Consider the following 17,985-nt stretch of genomic DNA (forward strand, 5'->3'; position numbering starts at 1 on the left):
GGGACTAGCCCTTCCATCCGAGGTCGGCGCCGAAGACTATCCAAGAGCCCTTCTCGACTCCGGTGATGTGCTCGCTCATCCCCCACGGGATGTCGTACTCGTAGACCGGAACATTGAGCGCCTGCTCGGTGACCATGCTGTTGAGCTTCCTGAACGTCTCCGCCCCCTGGTCGCCCGACTCGCTCTGCCCCTGCGCGAACAACTCATCGATCTCCGGCGCCACGGCCCCGAAGGGGTTGAGCGAGGCGTCAGGCGCATACAGCAGCGAATACGCGATCGACGTCGGCGAGGTGTCCGGTGTCCACTGCATCGCGGAGAACTTCTTCGACAGCGCCTGCGGGATGAAGTCAGTGGTCGCCTGAGTGACTTTCACGTGAACGCCGATCTCGTCCCAGTCCTTCGCGACCGCCTGCATCGTCGGGTCGCCCCAGTTGCCGATCATGGAGCCTGGGTCGACCACGTTCATGCTGAACCCGTCCGGGTAACCTGCTTGAGCGAGCAGCTCCTTCGCCTTCGCCGGGTCGTAGGGGTAGCGATCGTCCTGAGCCGGATCGGTGTACTCGGTCTGGTACTGCGACGTGGGTCGGCCGTACTTGCCCACCATCGCCTTGGCGATCGCCTTTCGATCGATGGCATAGTTCAGCGCTTGGCGCACCCGCACGTCGCCGAGCGGCTTGGTGGTCGTCCCGTTGCGGTCACCGAGCGTCACCACGACGGTGCCGCTGCGCCAGTGCATCACCTTCACGCCGGCTTTCTCCGCCGCGGGCGCCGTCGATGAGTCCAGGTTGCCGAAGTCGATCTGGCCGGACTGGAACGCACGCAACATCGAGGACGGGTTGGAGATGATCCGAACGGTCACCTTCTTGAAGCGAACGGCCGAGGGGTCGTGGTAGTGCTTGCTGGGCACCAGCGTGTAGTGATCACCCGTCACCGACTGAGTGGGGTCCAGGACATAGGGGCCGACGCCGTAGGTGCCCTTGGCCAGGCTGTCCGAGTCAGCGACCGACTTGGGGCTCGAGAGGGCGCCCCGGTTGCCGTACTGAGACAGGAGCAAGGGCACGATCGGGCTCGGCGACGCCAGGTTGAGCCGGACGGTGTACTCACCCTCGGTCTCTACCGACGCAATCGCCAGCGTGGTGGCGTACGGCCCGGGCTGCTTGCCGAAGTAGTCCAGCCACGTCTTGACCGCCGCCGCGTCCAGTGGACTCCCGTCGGTGAAGCGGATCCCCTTCTTCAGCGTGAACTCGAAAACCTTGTTGCCCTCGCCGACGTACTTGTAGTCGCTCACCAGCGCTGGGCTGGCGGTGTAGTCCGCGTTCATGTGGAACAACGACTCGTTGGTCAGCGAACGCATCACGTTCGGCGCTCCGCCGCCGTCCTTGGCCGGGTCGAGCGTGGATGGCCCGAACGAAAGGCCGATCCGCAGCTCCGTCGCGCTCTCGGGGCTCGACGTCTCGCCGTCGCTCCCACAGGCTGTCACGCCCAACGTCAGCGCCAATCCAGCAACCAACGTCATCAATCGTTTGCGGTTCATGGGGACTCCTGAAGTCGAAATCGGCAGTACTGCGCGGACTAACACGTGTTACTAACTGGTGTCAGGACCGTACAACATGTGACGCCCGACACACAAGAGCCCGGGCGGCAAAGGTTCTTGGAAACCCCGCCCCTGACAAGACCCGTCCAGCCGGATCCCTTGCTGGTCAAGCCTCTGCGGTATACCGTCCGTGACACGGATCACTAAATCGTGTTAGGAATTCGATGGATACCGAAGTGCACGGCACGTATGGCCCCGGCTTCGAACGGCTCGTTGACCAGTTCGCCGACCACCTTCGCGCAGGACGCGATACCGGAGCCGCACTGAGCGTGTACGTCGACGGGCACAAGCGCGTCGACGTCTGGGGCGGCGTCGCCGATCCCGAGGAAGAGACCCCGTGGGCCGAAGACACCCTGGCTGTCGTCTATTCATGCTCCAAGGGTCTGCTCGCCCTCTGCCTGCTGGGACTTGCCGACACTTCGCGCGTCCAGCTCAGTGCGTCGGTCAGTGACTACTGGCCGGAGTTCGCCTCCTTCGGGAAGGAAACCATCACGCTCGAGCACGTGCTCGCCCACCGCGCCGGTCTCCCGCTGCTGGAGTCCTCGCTCTCTCGCAGCGACGTTCTGAGCTGGCATCCGGTGATCGCCGCACTCGAGGGCCAGAGCCCGCTTTGGGAGCCGGGATCAGGACACGCGTACCACGCCCTCACCCTCGGATGGTTGATCGGCGAGGTCATCCGCCGAGTGACGGGCAAGCTTCCCGGCGAATACCTGCGCACCGAGCTTGCGCCGCAACTCAACCTCGACACGTGGGTCGGGCTTCCCGAAGCCCAACATCGCCGAGTTGCGAGGTCGCTGCCGTCCGTGCCGGAGTGGACCTCCGACAACATCAAGGAGGGGCTTCGGGAACTGCTGCTACACGATGACCGCGTGATGCGTGCCGCCACGCTCAACGGCGCACTCCAACTGCCCCTGCCGGGCGTCCAGGAGGCGTGCCACTACAACGACCCCGAGGTCTGGTCCAGCGCCATCCCGGCTGCCAACTGCACGACGACGGCGCGCAGCCTGGCCAAGCTGTACGCAGCGTGCATATCGAACGTCGAAGGGAGCGAGCCACTGCTATCGGCCCCGGTCGTGTCGGACGCGCTCACCGTCCGCTCCGCCGGCCCCATGGTCTTCGGTGTCCCAGGCCACGAACCGCGCTACGGCCTCGGATTCATGCTGACCTCCGACTTACGTCCCATGCTCGGGCCATCGAGCTTCGGACATGACGGCGCGTCGGGAGCCTTGGCCTTCGCAGACCGGGAAGCACGGGTCGGCTTCGCTTACACCCCGAACCGGATGGGCGGACTTCCCGACACGCGTGCCAACGACCTCGTCGATGCTCTGCGCTCATGCCTGAACGCTGGAATCCAATCCAGTTGAGGAGCCGACCATGCCTATCGATCCGCATTTTGCCGCCAAGTTCCCGCACCTGGAGGGAATGACCTCGGTGTTGGACGCCATCGTCGACCCGACCCAGCGAGCGCAACTGGACGCTGGGCCGCGCGAAACGCGGCCCACCTCGAGATCGATCCACGGCGGATCTCCTTGGGCGGTGCTTCATGGACACCTCAACGAGGACCCCAGGATCCCCCAGGTCGACCACTCGCTGTCGATCCTCGCCAACACACTTTGACTATGGAATCGCAGAGGCACGTGTCGGTAGATCGCAACAGCACCACTAGGGTGGGATCGCCAAGGTGGCGTCGGGACGTTCGGGGTGAAGTGAAGTGACTCAAGCCAGGCAAGGACGAGTCAGCAGCCGCGACGTGGCCGAGGCAGCAGGCGTGTCCCGGACGACGGTGAGCTTCGTTCTCAACGATCACCCCAACGCCGGAGCCATCCCCGAAGCGACCCGGCGTCGCGTGCTGGCTACGGCCGAAAAGCTGGGCTATACACCCTCACCAGAGGCGCGCGCCTTGCGGTCAGGCCGAAGCAGTGTCGTGCTGTGCCTCATGCCGGACTGGCCGATCACCGGGCCATTCGGCGTCCTGCTCCGAGAAGTGAGCTCCGAGCTCAATGCCGTCGGCCTCACGATGTTGTTCCACCAGCGCAGCCCGGGTGAGGACCTGACTCAGGTGTTCGGCGCGCTGACTCCTAGAGCGGTGGTCGCCATAGGTGAACTCAGTCAAGCGGAGGTCGACATCGCAGATCGCCGGGGCATCGCAGTCACCTCGTTCATGGGCGATGTTCCGAACCGGGAGGACGTCTCTGCTCTGAAGCAGACTGAGATCGGAAAGCTACAAGCTGACGCGCTGATCAAGCATGGCCATACGTCACTTGCCTACGTCTCCCCTGCCGACCGGGCTCTGGACTGGTTCAGCACCCCTCGCCTCGAAGGTGCGAGAAACCAGCTGAGCCAGGCAGGCGGACGACTGATCCATTGGCGCCTGCCGTCCGGAAACAATGGGTCTGCGGTGCGCAAGTGGCTGACCCAGGCAACGGCTAACGGCCTGACCGGCATCTGCGCTTACAACGACGAGGTGGCGTTTGCGCTGATGATGGCAGCATCAGCGGAGGGACTTTCCGTCCCCGCCGACGTCTCCGTAGTGGGCGCGGACGACTCGCCCTTGAGCAGGCTCACCCGACCAGCACTCACGACAATCGCCTTTCGATTGACCAAAGAGGCCCAACGGCTTGCGGCGATCGTCACCGACAGCGTGAAGGAGCAGGCCAAGCCGCGCCCCTCGACGCTGCTCATGTTGAAGGTCCGCGAGAGCGTACGGAATATCTCGTAAGGCGAAGGGTCGCTCGCGTCGCCGGCGAACTGAGGCGCCTGCCACGGCACAGAGCAGTGCCACAGGACCGACCGTTGTGGGATCGGGCAGCCCGATGCTGCACGATCCCACCGACCCTTGCTAGACCGTCGCCACGACCGGCAGGATGATCCGCGAGGGCCGTGGTGCATCATGGAAGGCCTCGGGTGGCGCCAGGGACGAAGCCCGCTCCCTCGTTTGAGCGACCTCACCGACGCGAGGCGTCGTAGCGAGCGAACCAATCGGTCCCACTCGTCGACGACGGTGCGTCGGCGAGTGGGGCCGAGCGCACAGCGTCGGTCGTGTCCCCGGCCTTTGATCAGCTTGGGCAGCCACTCATGCGGGCTTGCGCTTCCATGATCGGGTAGGTTTCTGACTATGGATTCCAGTAGCCAGGGTCGAGCACTCGTCTGCTGTCGCAGCTGGTGGAGTCCTCGTGGCACCCGAACCGCGACACGTCACAGGCCCGAGGAGATGGCATGTCCGAAGAAGTAGCGACCGCATCCACGATCCGGATCCCGGGGATGACCGCCCGCGTTCTCGATCCCACAGGACCCAGCAGCCAGCAGCGAGGGCGACTTCGCTACCTCACCGGAGGCACCGGCAGATCCCTCGTCCTGTTGCACACGGTGCGTACCCAGGCCGAACACTTTCGCGAGCTGATTCCCCTGGTGCAGGACCGCTACACGGTCTATGCCCTCGATCTGCCCGGGATGGGCTACTCCGAGATCGTCCCAGGAGCCTCGTACGACGAACCCGCCATGCGCGCCGCGGTCACGTCGCTCGTGACTCGACTGGACCTGCATGACGTTACGATCCTCGGCGAGTCGATGGGCGCGGTCCTCGCGCTGACCGCGGCCGCCGACCTCCCGGACCGGGTCCGACGAGTCGTTGCGATCAATCCCTACGACTATGCAGGCGGAATCGCCCGATCCAGCCTGCTGGCCAGGTTCGTCGTCACCGGCGTCCTTGCCCCGGGAGTCGGACCCCGGATCGCAGCGGTGGAGCCCAAGCCGATCATGCGCGCGGTTCTCCGTGGCGGCCTCGGCGACAAGGCCTCGCTCCGAGACGACTACCTCGACGAGCTGCTCGAGGTGGGCCGCCGACCGGGCTACCCGACCGTCGCCCGCGCCGTGTACGGGAATCTCCCCAGCCTGATCGCGGCCCGTTCGCGGTACTCCGACGTCACCGCGCCGATCCACCTCGTCTATGGCCAGAAGGACTGGTCTCGCCTCACCGACCGAGAGGCCAACAGGCAGTTGCTCCCCTCGGCGGAGTTCACCGAGATCGCCGGCGCCGGTCACTTCGTCGCACTGGAACGACCCGACGTGCCCGCCGAGCTCCTGAACTCGCTGACCTGAGCGCCTCACGCCCTCACGACGGCCGATCGGATCAAAGGTCCAGGACGAGCCGGTCCCCTTTGGCCCGGGAGACGCAGATCATCATGGAGTCTCCCGCGGCGCGGTCTCGGTCGTCGAGCACGGAGTCGCGGTGGTCGATCTCTCCAGCGAGCACCTTCGTCTGGCAGGTTCCACAGACCCCCTCCTCGCACGACTTCAAGACCGACACCCCAGCGCCTGCGGCGGCATGAAGAATCGACATGTTCTCGGAGACCCGCAACCTCTTGCCGGACTGGGCCAGCTCAACCTCGAAGCTGGTACGCGGCCCGGCGGCGAGGTCGCGCTTCGGCGCAAACCGCTCCACGTGCAACGCGTCCTTCGGCCACTTCTGCGAGGCCGCCTCGACCGCCGCTAGGAGCGGCTCCGGCCCGCAGACGTAGATGGCTGTCTTTCGCTGTGGCTTGCCGAGAAGGGAGGGCAGGTCCAGCAGACCGAACTCGTCCTGCGGCCGGAACTTCACCCTCCCCTTGTACGCACGCTGAAGGTCCTCGCGGAACGCCATCGACGCTCGGGTACGTCCCCCGTAGACCAGGTTCCAGTCCGCTCCGCGGGCATGGACTGCGGCGACCATGGGCAGCATCGGGGTGATTCCGATGCCACCCGCGATGAACAGATAGCGCTTCGACTTCTCCAACGGAAAGTTGTTGCGAGGACCACGAACGCGGACGGTGTCGCCTTCGGCGAGGACGTCGTGCACGTAGCTCGACCCGCCTCGGCTCTCGGGCTCGTGCAGCACCGCGACCTCTAGGCTCGAACGATCCCCCGGGTCTCCACACAGTGAGTACTGTCGGACGAGGTCCTCCTTCAGCTTCAGATCGATATGTGCTCCCGGCTCCCACTCGGGCAGCGGCTGACCGTCTGGATCATGCAGGGTCAGCCGCACAACACCTTCGCCCACCGCCTCCTTACCTGCCACTACGAGATCGCGCTCCACTTCGACGCGAGAGATGCCCATGATATTTCGTGCCCTTCGTGATGAGTTCTGGGGTTTCTTTCCTATCGATCGGTCACGACGGGAAGAGTCGACCGAAAGCGAGCAGCAACCGCGGCGAGCCGTGCATCTTGATACGGCCCCGAAGAAGCGCCCACGGCAGCACCGATCGCTTGGAGAGGAACCGCATCCAGGTCTGAGAGTCGGCAGAGACTCGGAGATCCGGATCGCCGTGAAGCCCGTCGTCGATGTCGAGCTCACGATCACGGATCGTCACCGTGAACTCGCGAGTCTCGGATCCAGTGAAGCTGAAGTGGTACGTGGCGTACATATCGAGCGCCTTCTCGCGCTGGAAGATCAGCGGCAGACCCTCCACAAGGCCCGCGATGTCGGCCGGCCGCAGGCTCGCAGCGACCTGTTTCACCTGCTTGTTCGGGAACGCCTTTTCCACGTGCCTCTCAGCGTCGGAGTCGGCGACGACGTAGACGGTCTCCTCCTTGTCCACGAGCGGGCGCACGACCGTGTCCACGTGTGCCTTGCGATCGTCCAACCAGGCACCGAGGACGTCCTCCCCTGCCGGGCAGACCGACATGCAGTAGGCGGCCTTGTAGTTGGCCCCGAAGGAAAGGCTTTGCCACATTGAAGCACTCTCCTGGTCGGTTACCCGGGATCGATAGTCGTGCCGATCGCGACTCTCGACGACCTGCTCGGCCCAGTCACCGAAGCCGCCCATGAACTCGCGGTAGTTGTGCGTGTAGCAGGCGGAGAAGTTGAAGTGACCGTCCGCGGAGATCGCTCCGGTCGGGCAGGCTGTGACGCACAGCTTGCAGTCCACGCACGGGTTGTAGTCGATGGGCCGGGAGAGCTCCCCCACCTCGGCGTCGACAAGAACCGTGGTCAGCAGGACAAAGCTGCCGAACTCAGGGTGGATGACGTTGCGGTGGAGGCCCATCTGGCCCAGCCCGGCCGCGACAGCAACTGGCTTGTGCGAGACCACCCAGGCCTTCGCGGGGAACTTGTCCATCTCCATGGGAAAGCCCATTGCCGGGTTGAGTGCACGTACGCCCTTCGCCTCGAGCCCGCGGACCACCTGCCTGGCGGCGTCGTTGATGAGGTCACCCGAATGATGGAACTCCAGGTTCGCCACCGAACGCGACGGCGTCCGGATGTTCTCCCTGTTCATTCGACTGACCATGCTGATCAGCGTTCGGACACCAGGTAGCGCGGCCTCCAGGTCTTCACGCTGATCGGAGATCTCCGGTCGGTCGATCTCGACGAAACCGACATCGTCCGCGCCCGCCTCGAGACACAGTTCACGCAACCACGCCGCGTCCAGCGGTTCGGTGGGGCGCGCGACACTCCGGTCGTCCCGGAGGCGAATCTTCACGACGGTGGGATGGTCCTCGAGCTTGTTCTTGCTGGACAAAGGATGATCCTTTCTGATCTGGCCCGGTCGGAGCGCGATGTCTACGCGGGCTGTCGTGCCACGAAATGGGTGCTCGAGTCAGGTGCCGACACCGCACGCCCGAGTTTGAAACCGATCGGTGTCATGAACGATAAACCGATCGGTTTCCGGATTGCAACCCCATCCCTTCCAACGAAGGCACGGCCACCGACGGCGTGCGGCCACGCCGAACACGGCAGCACGCGCCGATAGAAACCGATCGGTTTCGCATCGGCTCGAGTCCGGCTAGACTCGCCGCATGACCACGGAGGTGAAGGCAAGTCCTGAGGAGCGACTGCTCGAGGCGGCGGCCCAGCTCAGCTACCGCGAAGGTGTCGGAGTCGGTGTCCAGGCGTTGTGCCAGGCGGCGGGGGTTTCGAAGCGTTCTCTCTACCAGCTCTTCGACAGCAAGGACGAGCTGCTGGCGGCGAGCCTCGAGCGAGGAGCGCCCGCCTACACGGCGTGGCTCCTCCCCGCCGCGGACGATGGTGGTTCACCACGCGAGCGGATCCTGCACGTCTTCGATCGAATGGAGACCGAGGCGGTCGCACCAGAGTTCCAGGGTTGCCGATACCTGACGGTCCAGATCGAGCTCAAGAGTCCGGAGCACCCCGCAAGTCGGGTCGCCCGCGGCGTCAAGCAAGCCCTGGCGGAGTTCTTCCGTGCCGAGGTGGAGCGGGGCGGGGCACGCGACCCCGATCTGCTGGCCCGCCAGCTCATGGTGGTCTTCGACGGGGCCAGCGCCCGGGCGGGAGTCGGGGCCGAGGACCTGACCGGGCTCGTCTCGCCGACTGTGGGCGCTCTCCTCGACGCTGAAGGGGTGCAATGACCCGCCAGGTGGCTGAACTGAGAACCACACCTTGGACGTGGGAGATCGAATGACCATCGCCGCACTGACCAGCCTGCCTGAAGGCGCGGTCATTCCTTTCGGCGGGGACCGATACACAACCGTTCCTGCAGAGCTCGCCGCGGCCTTCCGTGCGGGCGACCAACTGCACGTCGTGCAGTCGACCGGGGCACTCCTGCACGTACCCAAGGCGATTCAGTCCACCGTGACAGCCGTGGTCGATGCGGCGGTCGACGCGTTCGCGCAGCTGCGGACAGCCCCGTCGGCCGGGGTCCAGCAGTTCTACATCGCCTTCGCCGACTTGCTGGCTGATGACGTCGTCTGGGACCGCATCGAGGCGGCAAACACCGACGACGTTCTTCGCGCCGACAAGCAGGGGCGTTCGACGACCAGGCTGATCGCCTCGGCGCAGATGCGCCATGACATGGTCGCCGGGCTACGAGGTTGGGCCGCACAGCAGGAGGCCCGCTCAGACGGTCCCAGCGAACTGGTCGAGCGCGTCCAGCACGACGGCTGGAGCGTCGAGATCGTCTCCGCTCCCCTGGGCGTCATCGGCTTCGTCTTCGAGGGGCGTCCCAACGTCTTCGCCGACGCCGCCGGTGTCTTGGCAACGGGCAACACCGCGGTGCTCCGCATCGGCGGCGACGCACTCGCGACGGCTCAGGCGATCGACCGGTACGCCCTGCGCCCCGCCCTGCGGTCCGCAGGCCTGCCCGAAGCCGCGATCAGCCTGGTCGGAGTGCGCGACCGCGCCGCCGGCTGGGCCCTGTTCAGCGACCCCCGTCTGGCACTGGCCGTCGTACGCGGTTCGGGCGCCGCGGTGACCCAGCTCGGCAGCGTCGCGCGCCAGAGCGGGATCCCCGTGAGTGCCCACGGCACCGGCGGCGCGTGGCTCGTCGCCGACAGCACCGCCGATTCCGAGCACTTCGCGGGCGTCGTGCGGCATTCCCTGGACCGCAAGGTGTGCAACACCCTCAACGTCGTCGCCGTCGTACGCGACCGAGCGGACGAGCTCGTGCCGGTGCTGCTGCGGGCAGCAGACGACGCCGCCGCGGCGCGTGGCGGCGAGGCTCGGGTGCATGTCGCAGACGGAAGCGAAGGCTGGGTGTCACGGGACGAGTTCGAGCGCCGTATCGAGGTGCGGCGTGCCGAGCGGATGTCCCTGGAGCCGCGCGCGAGCCTGCTGCCCCTCGACGAGCTCGGGACCGAGTGGGAGTGGGAGGACACGCCCGAGTTGAGCCTCGTGGTGGTCGACGATGTCGACCAAGCAGTCAGACTCTTCAACACCTACAGCCCTCAGTTCGTGGCGTCCTTCGTCTCGGCCGACACGGCGGCGTACGCTCGGTTCCGCGACCGGGTCAACGCCCCGTTCGTCGGCGACGGATTCACCCGCTGGGTCGACGGCCAGTACGCGCTGGACCGCCCCGAGCTCGGACTGTCCAACTGGGAGAATGGCCGACTGCTCGGCCGGGCCGGTGTGCTCACCGGCGCCGACCTGACCACCCGACGTACTTTCGCTCACCACGACAGCCCCGACCAGCACCGCTGACCGAGGTTGTCGTCGCGACGTGTGATGGCTACAACTTGCCTGTCCTGAAGTCCGCACTGCTCTTGAGGACCGCCGAGTCCATGCTCCAGTTCTCCGGCTGGACCCTCTCCCAGAGACCTCCCTTGCCGAGCTCGCGCCCCAGCTGGTCCTCACGGCGGAACCACTCCTCAGCACTCTTGATCCGGTTGGGGTGGATCTCGTCGAGCAGTGCGTAATTCCTGGTGATGATCCCGTGCTTCCACACGTTCCAGAAGCCCGTGAAGTTGTCGCGGAAGCTCATGGTGCTCTTGTCGTTCGGATCGGCGTTGTATCCGGCAGGGTGATCGGCGATCCCCTTCAGGTCCGGACTGTTCCAGTACGTTTCCAGATCGGTGTCGATGTACTGGGCCGGATGCCCGGTGACCTTCTCGAACGCCGCGGCCATCTCCGCATAGGTCACGTGCTCGATCGCGACCTCGAGGTCCATGCCATTGGCCCGTTCCGGGTGATCGAAGAGCCAGCGGACATAGAATCCGCAGTCGTCGAGAGCCACGTGTGGAACGGCGCCGTCACCGAGCGGGACCCGCCACGTGACGACACCGTCCTCGATGCTGGGCGTCATGGGCGTGAGCGGCGAGATCACCATCTCGATGTAGGGACCTGAGGTGAAGACCGCCGCTCCCATCCTGTCCCTGTTCTTCTCGTTCTGGAAGAGCACCCATTCGGCCATGCGACCCTTGCCGTCATAGTGGCCGGTCCGGAACCGGGAGTCGTAACCTGACTTCTTCAGGGCGTAGTCCAGGTTTCCATAGACGAAGAACTTGATCCCTTCCTCGATAGCAATCTCATAGCTGCGAAAAGCCCAGTAGGTCTCGGTCTTCTCGCCAGTGTTGAAACCGTCGATGTTGACGAACGCTCCGTCGCAGTCACGAAATCCTTCACGCAGAACGTCCTCGTCCGCGAATGACCCTTCGACGATAGTGACGTTACCGAGCGCGAGGAGAGCCTTGGCGCGAGGGGATGTGGCATCGCGGGTGAGGACCCGCACGGCGTACTTCTTGTCGGCGACAAGAGCTTTGACGATGGGCATCCCCTGTGCCCCGGTGCCGCCGATGACGAAGATGGTGGAGGTGGAATGAGAAGACATGGTGACGACTCCGAAGTCTGAGTTCAGGCGGGCAGCTTGTTGAGCTTGCGGATCTGCTGGTCGAAGATCCGGTCGGGAGCGAGGCGCCGCAGCAGGCCGGCGCGGCCGGCCTGAGGACCCGCGGTGTAGCGCAGCTTCGGGCGCTCATCGGTCGCAGCCGCGAGGACCACCTTGGCGACGACAGTGGGGTCGTCGCCGTCCTTGATAGCCGCAGCCAGCAGGCGGCCCATGTCGCGTCGCCGCACGTCGTAGGCAGACAAGGCCTCGTCGGCCAGCGTGCTGTTGGCCTCGAATCCCGTGCTGGTGTAGGCGGGTTCGACCAGGAGCGAGCGCACACCGTATTCGCGAACCTCGTGGTCCAGGGACTGCGAGTAGCCCTCGATCGCATGCTTGGAGGCGCTGTAGATCGCCATATAGGGCGTCGGCAGGAACCCGACGACCGACGAGACGTTGACGATGCGCCCGCTGCGCTGGCTGCGCATGTGCGGCAGGACCGCTCGAGTCATGCGCATGACCCCGAAGACGTTGGTCTCGAAAAGGGCTCGGGTCTGCGCGATGGAGGTCTCCTCGGCCGCACCCAGCGAGCCGATCCCGGCGTTGTTGACCAGCAGGTCGATCCTTCCGAAGCGCTCGGTCACCTGGGCGACCGCCGACGTGACCGACCGCTCGTCGACGACGTCGAGATCGATGAGTCCGACTCCGTCCACCGAGCCCGCCTTCGAGACATCGCGGCTGGTTCCGACCACCTCGTAGCCCGCCTCTACCAGCGCGAGCGCCGTCGCTCTCCCGATGCCGGAGGATGCCCCCGTCACGATTGCCACCTGCTGCTCTGCGGTCATCACGTCTCCTGGATCAATTGAGAAACCGATCGGTTTACGCCTACCGTAAACCGATCGGTTCCACATTGCAAGAACGAGTTCCGCGCGTCTACCAACAGACACCTCAGGCCTCGAGGATCAGGCGCCGCCCATCTCGCGCGCGGCCTGCTTGATTGCCTCGCGGATTCGGACGTAGGTGCCGCAGCGACAGACGTTCTCGATCTCTTCGATCTCGGCATCGCTGGGGTCGGGGTTGCGCTTGAGCAGGTCGACCGCGGCCATGATCTGGCCGGGCTGACAGTAGCCGCATTCGGCGACGTCTCGATCCAGCCACGCCTGCTGCACGGGGTGCAGCTCGTCGCCTTCAGCGAGGCCCTCGATGGTGGTGACGTTCTGGTCCGCGCACTCCGAGACCGGGGTGACGCAGGGGTTGAACGCCTTGCCGTTGAGGTGGCTGGTGCAGGCCTTGCAGACGTTGATGCCGCAGCCGAACTTGGGCCCGGTGATGCCGAGCTTGTCGCGCAGGACCCAGAGCATCGCGAGGTCGGCAGGCGCGTCGACCGTTGTCTTCTTGCCGTTGACGGTGAGGGTGTATGTGGGCACGGGAGCCTCCGGTCAGTTGGGCGGGAAGGGGTCGAAGTCGATGTCGAAGTTGATCGGGAAGTGGCGCGGCTTGGTTCCGGTCGCTCGCGCGTAGGCGCAGGCGATGGCTCCGACGGCGGCCGGAACCGGCAGCTCCCCGACTCCACCGGGTTCCTCTCGGCTGGGCGGCATGACGAACACCTTCACATCCCGCGGGCTGTCCTTCTGCCGGGCGAAGTGTGACTGCGAGTAGCTGCCCTCCAGCGGAAGGCCGTCTTTGATGTGCAGCCCCGTGCGCAGCGTGGTGGAGATACCGTCGGTCAGGCCGCTGATCATCTGCGCCTCGATCCCGAGCGGGTTGATCGGGCGGCCGACATCGGCGACGATCGTGGCCCGATACACCCGGGGTCGCTTCGGGTCGGTGGCGTCCATCTCGACCAGGAAGGCGCACGACCCGCGGTGTTCGACGTGCAGCGCGATCCCCTGCGCGTGCCCTGGCGGCATCTTTCGGCCCCAACCGCCCTCGGTGGCGACCTTGTCCAGCACCGCACGGGCGTCGTCGTGCTTGAGGTACTCGCGGCGGAACTTGTAGGCGTCCTTGCCGAGCTTGGCGGCGATCTCGTCCACGACCAGCTCCTCGGCGCCGCGCACCATCGCCGAGTACACCGACCGCCATGACGCGGTGTTGAGCTGGATGTCCTCGGGCTCGTTCAGCACCTCGGTGACGACGCCGAAGTTGTAGGGGCACTCGACCATCAGATTGAAGAAGCTCTGCGCGTAGGTGAGGTTGCCTGGGCCGACCGAGAGCTTCGCGGTGATCATCTCGCCGATGCCATGGCTGAAGTCGGTCTTGGTCTGCGTGATCCGGTGCTCGTATGAGGCCACCTGGCCGGCCGCGAGGGTGGCCCGCACCCGGTGGAAGCTGGGCCCGCGCATGCGACCGTGCCGCATGTCGTCGGTGCGGGTCCACATCAGCTTCACCGGTCGCCCGAACGCCTTCGAGGCACGGGCCGCCTCCAGCGCCCCGTCATGGAACAGTCGCCGCCCGAACGCGCCGCCAGACTGCACCACGTGCACCTTCACCGCGTCCTGTGGAAGTCCGAGGTCCTCGGCGATGTCCTGTTGCGCATAGATCGGCGTCTGCAGCCCGGACCAGATCTCAGCGCGGTCGTCCCGCACGTCGGCGACCGCTGAGTTGCTCTCCAGCGGTGCGTGGCTGACCGGCGCGAATCGGAACTCCGCGTCGATCGTGTCCACCAGGCCACCCGGCACCGCAAGCGGGACCGTCGCCGCCTCGAGCTTGGCGAAGATGTCGTCGTTGGACAGGCCGTCGACCGTGCCTGCGTTCCAGTTGACCCGCAGCGCCTTCTTCGCGTCCCATGCCTGCCCGAAGGTCTCAGCCAGGATGGCCACCCCGGTCTCGATCACAGCGATGTCGATCACGCCAGGCATCGCCCGCACCTCGGCGTCGTTGCGCACCTGTTTCGGCGTACCTTGGATGGTCGGTGCGCGGTGCACCAGACACGGCTTGGCACCGGGAACCACGCCGAGGTCGAGGGTGTACTGGAACTGTCCGGTGACCATCTTGTGCGCGTCGATCCGCTTGGCCGGTTTGCCGATCACACGGAACTCCGACGACGACTTCGTCTTGACGCCGATCACGCTCAACCCGGGGTCGGCCGCCGCGGACGCGAGCGACCCGTACGTCGCCGTGCGCCCGTCCGGAGTCACTACCAGGCCGTCCCGGGTCGTCAGCTGCGCTGCCGAGATGTCCCACTGGCGCGCCGCCGCCGCAACCATCCGCGCCCGCGCCTCGGCCGCGGCCTGTCGGATCGGTTCGTAAACCGTCCGCATCGAGGTCGACCCGCCAGTGAGCTGGTTGAACAGCAAGGCCGGGTCGGCGTCGCGCATCGGGACGTGCACCTTCGACAGCGGGAGATCGAGTTCCTCGGCCACCAGCATCGCGCTTGCGGTGGTGATGCCCTGGCCGACCTCCATGCGGTGCAGCCACAACGTCGCGTCGCCGTCTTCGGCCACCTCCAGCAGGATCATGTTCTTGGTCGGCTCACACGTCTGCTTGTAGAAGTCGCCGACGTCGTAAAGCTCCGACGGCCGCGGCGGGCTGATGATCGCTGCCTGCGCAACGTCGGCACCGAGGCCCCAACGGGCAGCCACGGTCAGCGTTGGCGCGGCCACGAGGTAGGTCAAGAACCGCCTCCGACCCATGGCGACCTTATCGCCGATCTGCTCCGACATTAGAGCCTCCTCCGAGGATCGACCGTACATGCGGTCAGTAGTTTCGGGCACACGGTACGTGATGTGTCGGACGTCACGCAAGAGAGACACACCGCGCGGAACGACAGGGGCCAGCCCGAACGGATCGCACCCATCAGCGACTCGCGGCAGAGGTCGCTCGACGCCACCGCCGAAGGAGAACCAACCCAACCGTGGCCGTGACCAGGGCCCCTCCGCCGGTGCCGATGGCGACACCGGCCGGGGTGCCATGATCGTCATGTTGCGGTCCGACGGGAACCCATTCCACGACCCCGCGGATCGCGGCCGGGTCACCGTCGTACGTCACCGGGACGCTCCAGCCGTCCACGACGGCGAGGTGGTCGTGAGTGGACTGTTCGGCAGGCATGCGCACGCGCTTCTCCAGCCAGCTGCCGCTCGCCGCGCTGCCTGCCGCACCGATCCGCGCCAGCTCCCCACCGTCGGTAGCCCGGACGACGAGCTGGTGCCCGGCGCCGACCTCGGCGTAGAAACCGGCGATACGGCCCTGCAGCGGATGCACCACGACGCCGGGCGGTACATCGTGGACCACCGCCCGATACGTGCCTTCGACAGGCTCGGCATCGCCACCATGAGCCGCTGCGACCGGGGCGTTGGAGATGGCCATCGCGACGGCACCTACGGCCGCCGCGACGGCCAAGCCTGCACGGAGCACCGCTCAGCCCCTGCCGACCATCACCGGCTTGGACACCGACGGGATCTCGCCGCGTTCGGAGTCGCGGTTGGCGAAGACCATGTAGGGGCCGGGCGGCAGCACCTTGTTGTCCGGAACGGCCAGCGTCAGCGTGTTGCCCGATCGTTCGACGACCGCCAGCTCGACGGTGCGCTGGTCGGGATCGACGAGGTGAGTCATCGACGGGTTGCGCACCAGGCGAACGCTGCTGACGTACGTCGGGCTGTCCACGACGACCTTCATCGTGCCGCCGTTCACCGCCTTGGCCGGCGCCGCCGCGATCTTCGGGCGCTCGCCCCAGTGCAGATACGGCGGGGAGTAGATCTGGAAGCTCGGGTCGGTCGTGTTCCGGCTGGCGCCCACGGTGTCGTGCAGGATGTTGTTCTGCGGTCCGAACATCAACGGGAAGGGAGCGTGCCCGCCGAGCATCACCCGGCCGTCCGGCAGCAGGGTGGCAGTCGTGTGGTAGGTCCGACCCTGGGTCTGAGCCGCGGTCTTGGTCCACTCGCCGGTCTCCGGGTCGAAGATCTCGGTGTCGCGGATCGGGAAGCCGAGGCCGGGGCTGACGTCCTCGTCGACGTTGGCGCCGTTGGCGACGAACACCTTGCCGTCGGGCAGCACCACAGCATTCGCGTACCAGCGTGGGTGGTGCATCGGCTCGACCGACTTACTGGTGAACTTGTCGCCGTTCGCGGTGTCGATTGTGTTGAGCGTGGCGCTGTTGGAGCCGAGATACGTGCCCGGGGTCATGCCGAGGACGCCCCCGCCAGACAGGACTTCGGCCGAGCTGTACTTGCCGTCCTGGTCGGGCTCGAGCGTCATCATGACCGAGAACCCGGAGCCGCGGAACCCTGCGGGCACACCGTTGATCACGGGGACGCCCAGGTTGGTCCAGGACTGCTTGGCCGGGTCGTAGACGCTGGTCATGTTCCACAGGGCCTCGTCGTAGGCCTCGCCCATCGGGTTGAACGCCTGCCCTGCAGCGTCGTAGTACACCTTGCCGTCGGGCAGCAGATGGATCCGCGGATACAGCGGCAGCGACTTGTCGGCGCTCGGGGGGTTCGTCGTCCACTTGCCGCTCGCCGGGTTGTACGTCTCGGTCTGGCGGACGTTGGTCAGCCAGTCGGTGACGGGGCTGTCCGGGTAGATGGGCTTGACCAGCTTGCGCACACCGCTGACGGTGAAGGCCTTCCCGCTGGCCAGGCTGATCGTCGACGGGTACCACCGGCCGTAACTCATGTCGGCAGCGGGCTCGAACGTGTTGGTCTTGGGGTCGAAGATGCGGGTGTTCTTGATCCCCACGGGCTCAAGCACGCCATAGTCGGTGCCCGGAATGCTGGGCTCGGAGTAGTAGGCGGTGCCCCCGTTGATCAGCAGCCGCCCGTCGGGCAGGAACACGTGGGCCGCGCAGAAGAGGTTGCCGTCGTTGTTCTTGTTGTCGTTGTCGTGCGGGATCAGCGGCAGGTACTCGGCGTTCTCGTCGTATCCGCCCGGATTGCCGTTGGTGTCCTTGGGTGTCGGCACCGACCAGGACGGCTCAGACCCGGACACGTCCATTACCCGGGCCTGGTCGTCCATCGCCTTCTCGCCGAACTCCAGAACCACATTGAGCCCGATGTGGTTCATGCCCTCGATGCCGTCCCAGTAGAGGATCTTGCCGGAAGGCAGGACCGCCGCGCTCACCGCGGCCGGCTTGCACCGCTCCCCCGAGTCGTCCTGGGCCTCGACGCACTCGTGGCCCGATGGGTCGGCAAACACCACACCGAAGCTGCCGATGTCCTCCGGATACGACGTCTCCGCGAAGGCCGGCGCGGCCAGCGAGGGACTCGCGGCAACGAAAGTGGCGGCGGCAATGACAGATGAGCGTCGCATGAGAGGCCTCGCTTCGGCTGGTTAGGCGACGATGCCACCCGAGAGGTGACCGTACGGGCGGTCACTCTAACCAAGAGCTCGAGAGCAGCGCAAGAGAAGTCCTCGCGAGCCGATGCGCCG

General features: G+C 66.0%; 15 protein-coding genes. 6 read left to right on the top strand and 9 right to left on the bottom strand.

The annotated features are described in order from the left end of the window. Positions 1–4 precede the first annotated feature (4 nt). Positions 5–1,534 (bottom strand): ABC transporter substrate-binding protein, encoded by a 1,530-nt coding sequence (locus ABZZ22_RS10830; RefSeq protein ID WP_354930539.1) that lies wholly within the window; start codon positions 1,532–1,534, stop codon positions 5–7. A 224-nt stretch (positions 1,535–1,758) separates the two neighbouring features. Here ABZZ22_RS10830 and ABZZ22_RS10835 point away from each other — a divergent pair, with 224 nt between their 5' ends. From ABZZ22_RS10835 to ABZZ22_RS10850, 4 genes are all read left to right on the top strand, one after another. Beyond that, a complete protein-coding gene (locus ABZZ22_RS10835) occupies positions 1,759–2,958 on the top strand; it encodes a serine hydrolase domain-containing protein (RefSeq protein ID WP_354930542.1) in 1,200 nt (399 codons plus the stop codon). A 10-nt stretch (positions 2,959–2,968) separates the two neighbouring features. After that, positions 2,969–3,211, top strand: a complete 243-nt coding sequence (locus ABZZ22_RS10840; RefSeq protein ID WP_354930545.1) for a hypothetical protein — start codon at positions 2,969–2,971, stop codon at positions 3,209–3,211. Positions 3,212–3,344: 133 nt separating this feature from the next. Next, entirely contained in the window at positions 3,345–4,313 is a 969-nt protein-coding gene (locus ABZZ22_RS10845) for a LacI family DNA-binding transcriptional regulator (protein ID WP_354930548.1), read from the top strand. Between the two features lie 497 nt (positions 4,314–4,810). Next, positions 4,811–5,692 (top strand): alpha/beta hydrolase, encoded by an 882-nt coding sequence (locus ABZZ22_RS10850; RefSeq protein WP_354930551.1) that lies wholly within the window; start codon positions 4,811–4,813, stop codon positions 5,690–5,692. 31 nt (positions 5,693–5,723) lie between these two features. Here the strand turns inward: ABZZ22_RS10850 and ABZZ22_RS10855 are convergent, their stop codons facing one another. Continuing rightward, on the bottom strand, positions 5,724–6,686 hold the full coding sequence (locus ABZZ22_RS10855; RefSeq protein WP_354930554.1) for a PDR/VanB family oxidoreductase: 963 nt from the start codon (positions 6,684–6,686) through the stop codon (positions 5,724–5,726). Positions 6,687–6,738: 52 nt separating this feature from the next. Then, a complete protein-coding gene (locus ABZZ22_RS10860) occupies positions 6,739–8,088 on the bottom strand; it encodes a 4Fe-4S binding protein (protein ID WP_354930557.1) in 1,350 nt (449 codons plus the stop codon). Positions 8,089–8,365: 277 nt separating this feature from the next. Between ABZZ22_RS10860 and ABZZ22_RS10865 the strand changes: the two genes are divergently transcribed. Both ABZZ22_RS10865 and ABZZ22_RS10870 read left to right on the top strand, forming a co-directional pair. Next, positions 8,366–8,935 carry a TetR/AcrR family transcriptional regulator gene (locus tag ABZZ22_RS10865; RefSeq protein ID WP_354930559.1) on the top strand — a complete coding sequence of 190 codons (570 nt, stop codon included), beginning with the start codon at positions 8,366–8,368 and terminating at the stop codon, positions 8,933–8,935. Between the two features lie 49 nt (positions 8,936–8,984). Further along, on the top strand, positions 8,985–10,502 hold the full coding sequence (locus ABZZ22_RS10870; RefSeq protein WP_354930562.1) for an aldehyde dehydrogenase family protein: 1,518 nt from the start codon (positions 8,985–8,987) through the stop codon (positions 10,500–10,502). 28 nt (positions 10,503–10,530) lie between these two features. On the opposite strand, the gene ABZZ22_RS10875 is transcribed toward ABZZ22_RS10870, so the two are convergent. The 6 genes from ABZZ22_RS10875 to ABZZ22_RS10900 all read right to left on the bottom strand — a co-directional run bounded on the left by ABZZ22_RS10875 (position 10,531) and on the right by ABZZ22_RS10900 (position 17,865). Then, positions 10,531–11,628, bottom strand: coding sequence for an NmrA family NAD(P)-binding protein (locus ABZZ22_RS10875; protein WP_354930565.1), 1,098 nt, complete (start codon positions 11,626–11,628; stop codon positions 10,531–10,533). Positions 11,629–11,651: 23 nt separating this feature from the next. Then, entirely contained in the window at positions 11,652–12,467 is an 816-nt protein-coding gene (locus ABZZ22_RS10880) for an oxidoreductase (protein ID WP_354930568.1), read from the bottom strand. A gap of 117 nt (positions 12,468–12,584) precedes the next feature. After that, positions 12,585–13,049 (bottom strand): (2Fe-2S)-binding protein, encoded by a 465-nt coding sequence (locus ABZZ22_RS10885; RefSeq protein ID WP_354930571.1) that lies wholly within the window; start codon positions 13,047–13,049, stop codon positions 12,585–12,587. A 12-nt stretch (positions 13,050–13,061) separates the two neighbouring features. Beyond that, entirely contained in the window at positions 13,062–15,284 is a 2,223-nt protein-coding gene (locus tag ABZZ22_RS10890; RefSeq protein ID WP_354930574.1) for a molybdopterin cofactor-binding domain-containing protein, read from the bottom strand. 133 nt (positions 15,285–15,417) lie between these two features. Beyond that, complete coding sequence (locus ABZZ22_RS10895; protein ID WP_354930577.1) at positions 15,418–15,927, bottom strand: hypothetical protein; 510 nt, start codon at positions 15,925–15,927, stop codon at positions 15,418–15,420. A gap of 51 nt (positions 15,928–15,978) precedes the next feature. Next, positions 15,979–17,865 carry a galactose oxidase-like domain-containing protein gene (locus ABZZ22_RS10900; RefSeq protein ID WP_354930580.1) on the bottom strand — a complete coding sequence of 629 codons (1,887 nt, stop codon included), beginning with the start codon at positions 17,863–17,865 and terminating at the stop codon, positions 15,979–15,981. Positions 17,866–17,985: the final 120 nt, after the last annotated feature.

The sequence above is a fragment of the Nocardioides sp. NPDC006273 genome, from assembly GCF_040613495.1.
In the GTDB taxonomy this organism is placed as follows: Bacteria; Actinomycetota; Actinomycetes; order Propionibacteriales; family Nocardioidaceae; genus Nocardioides.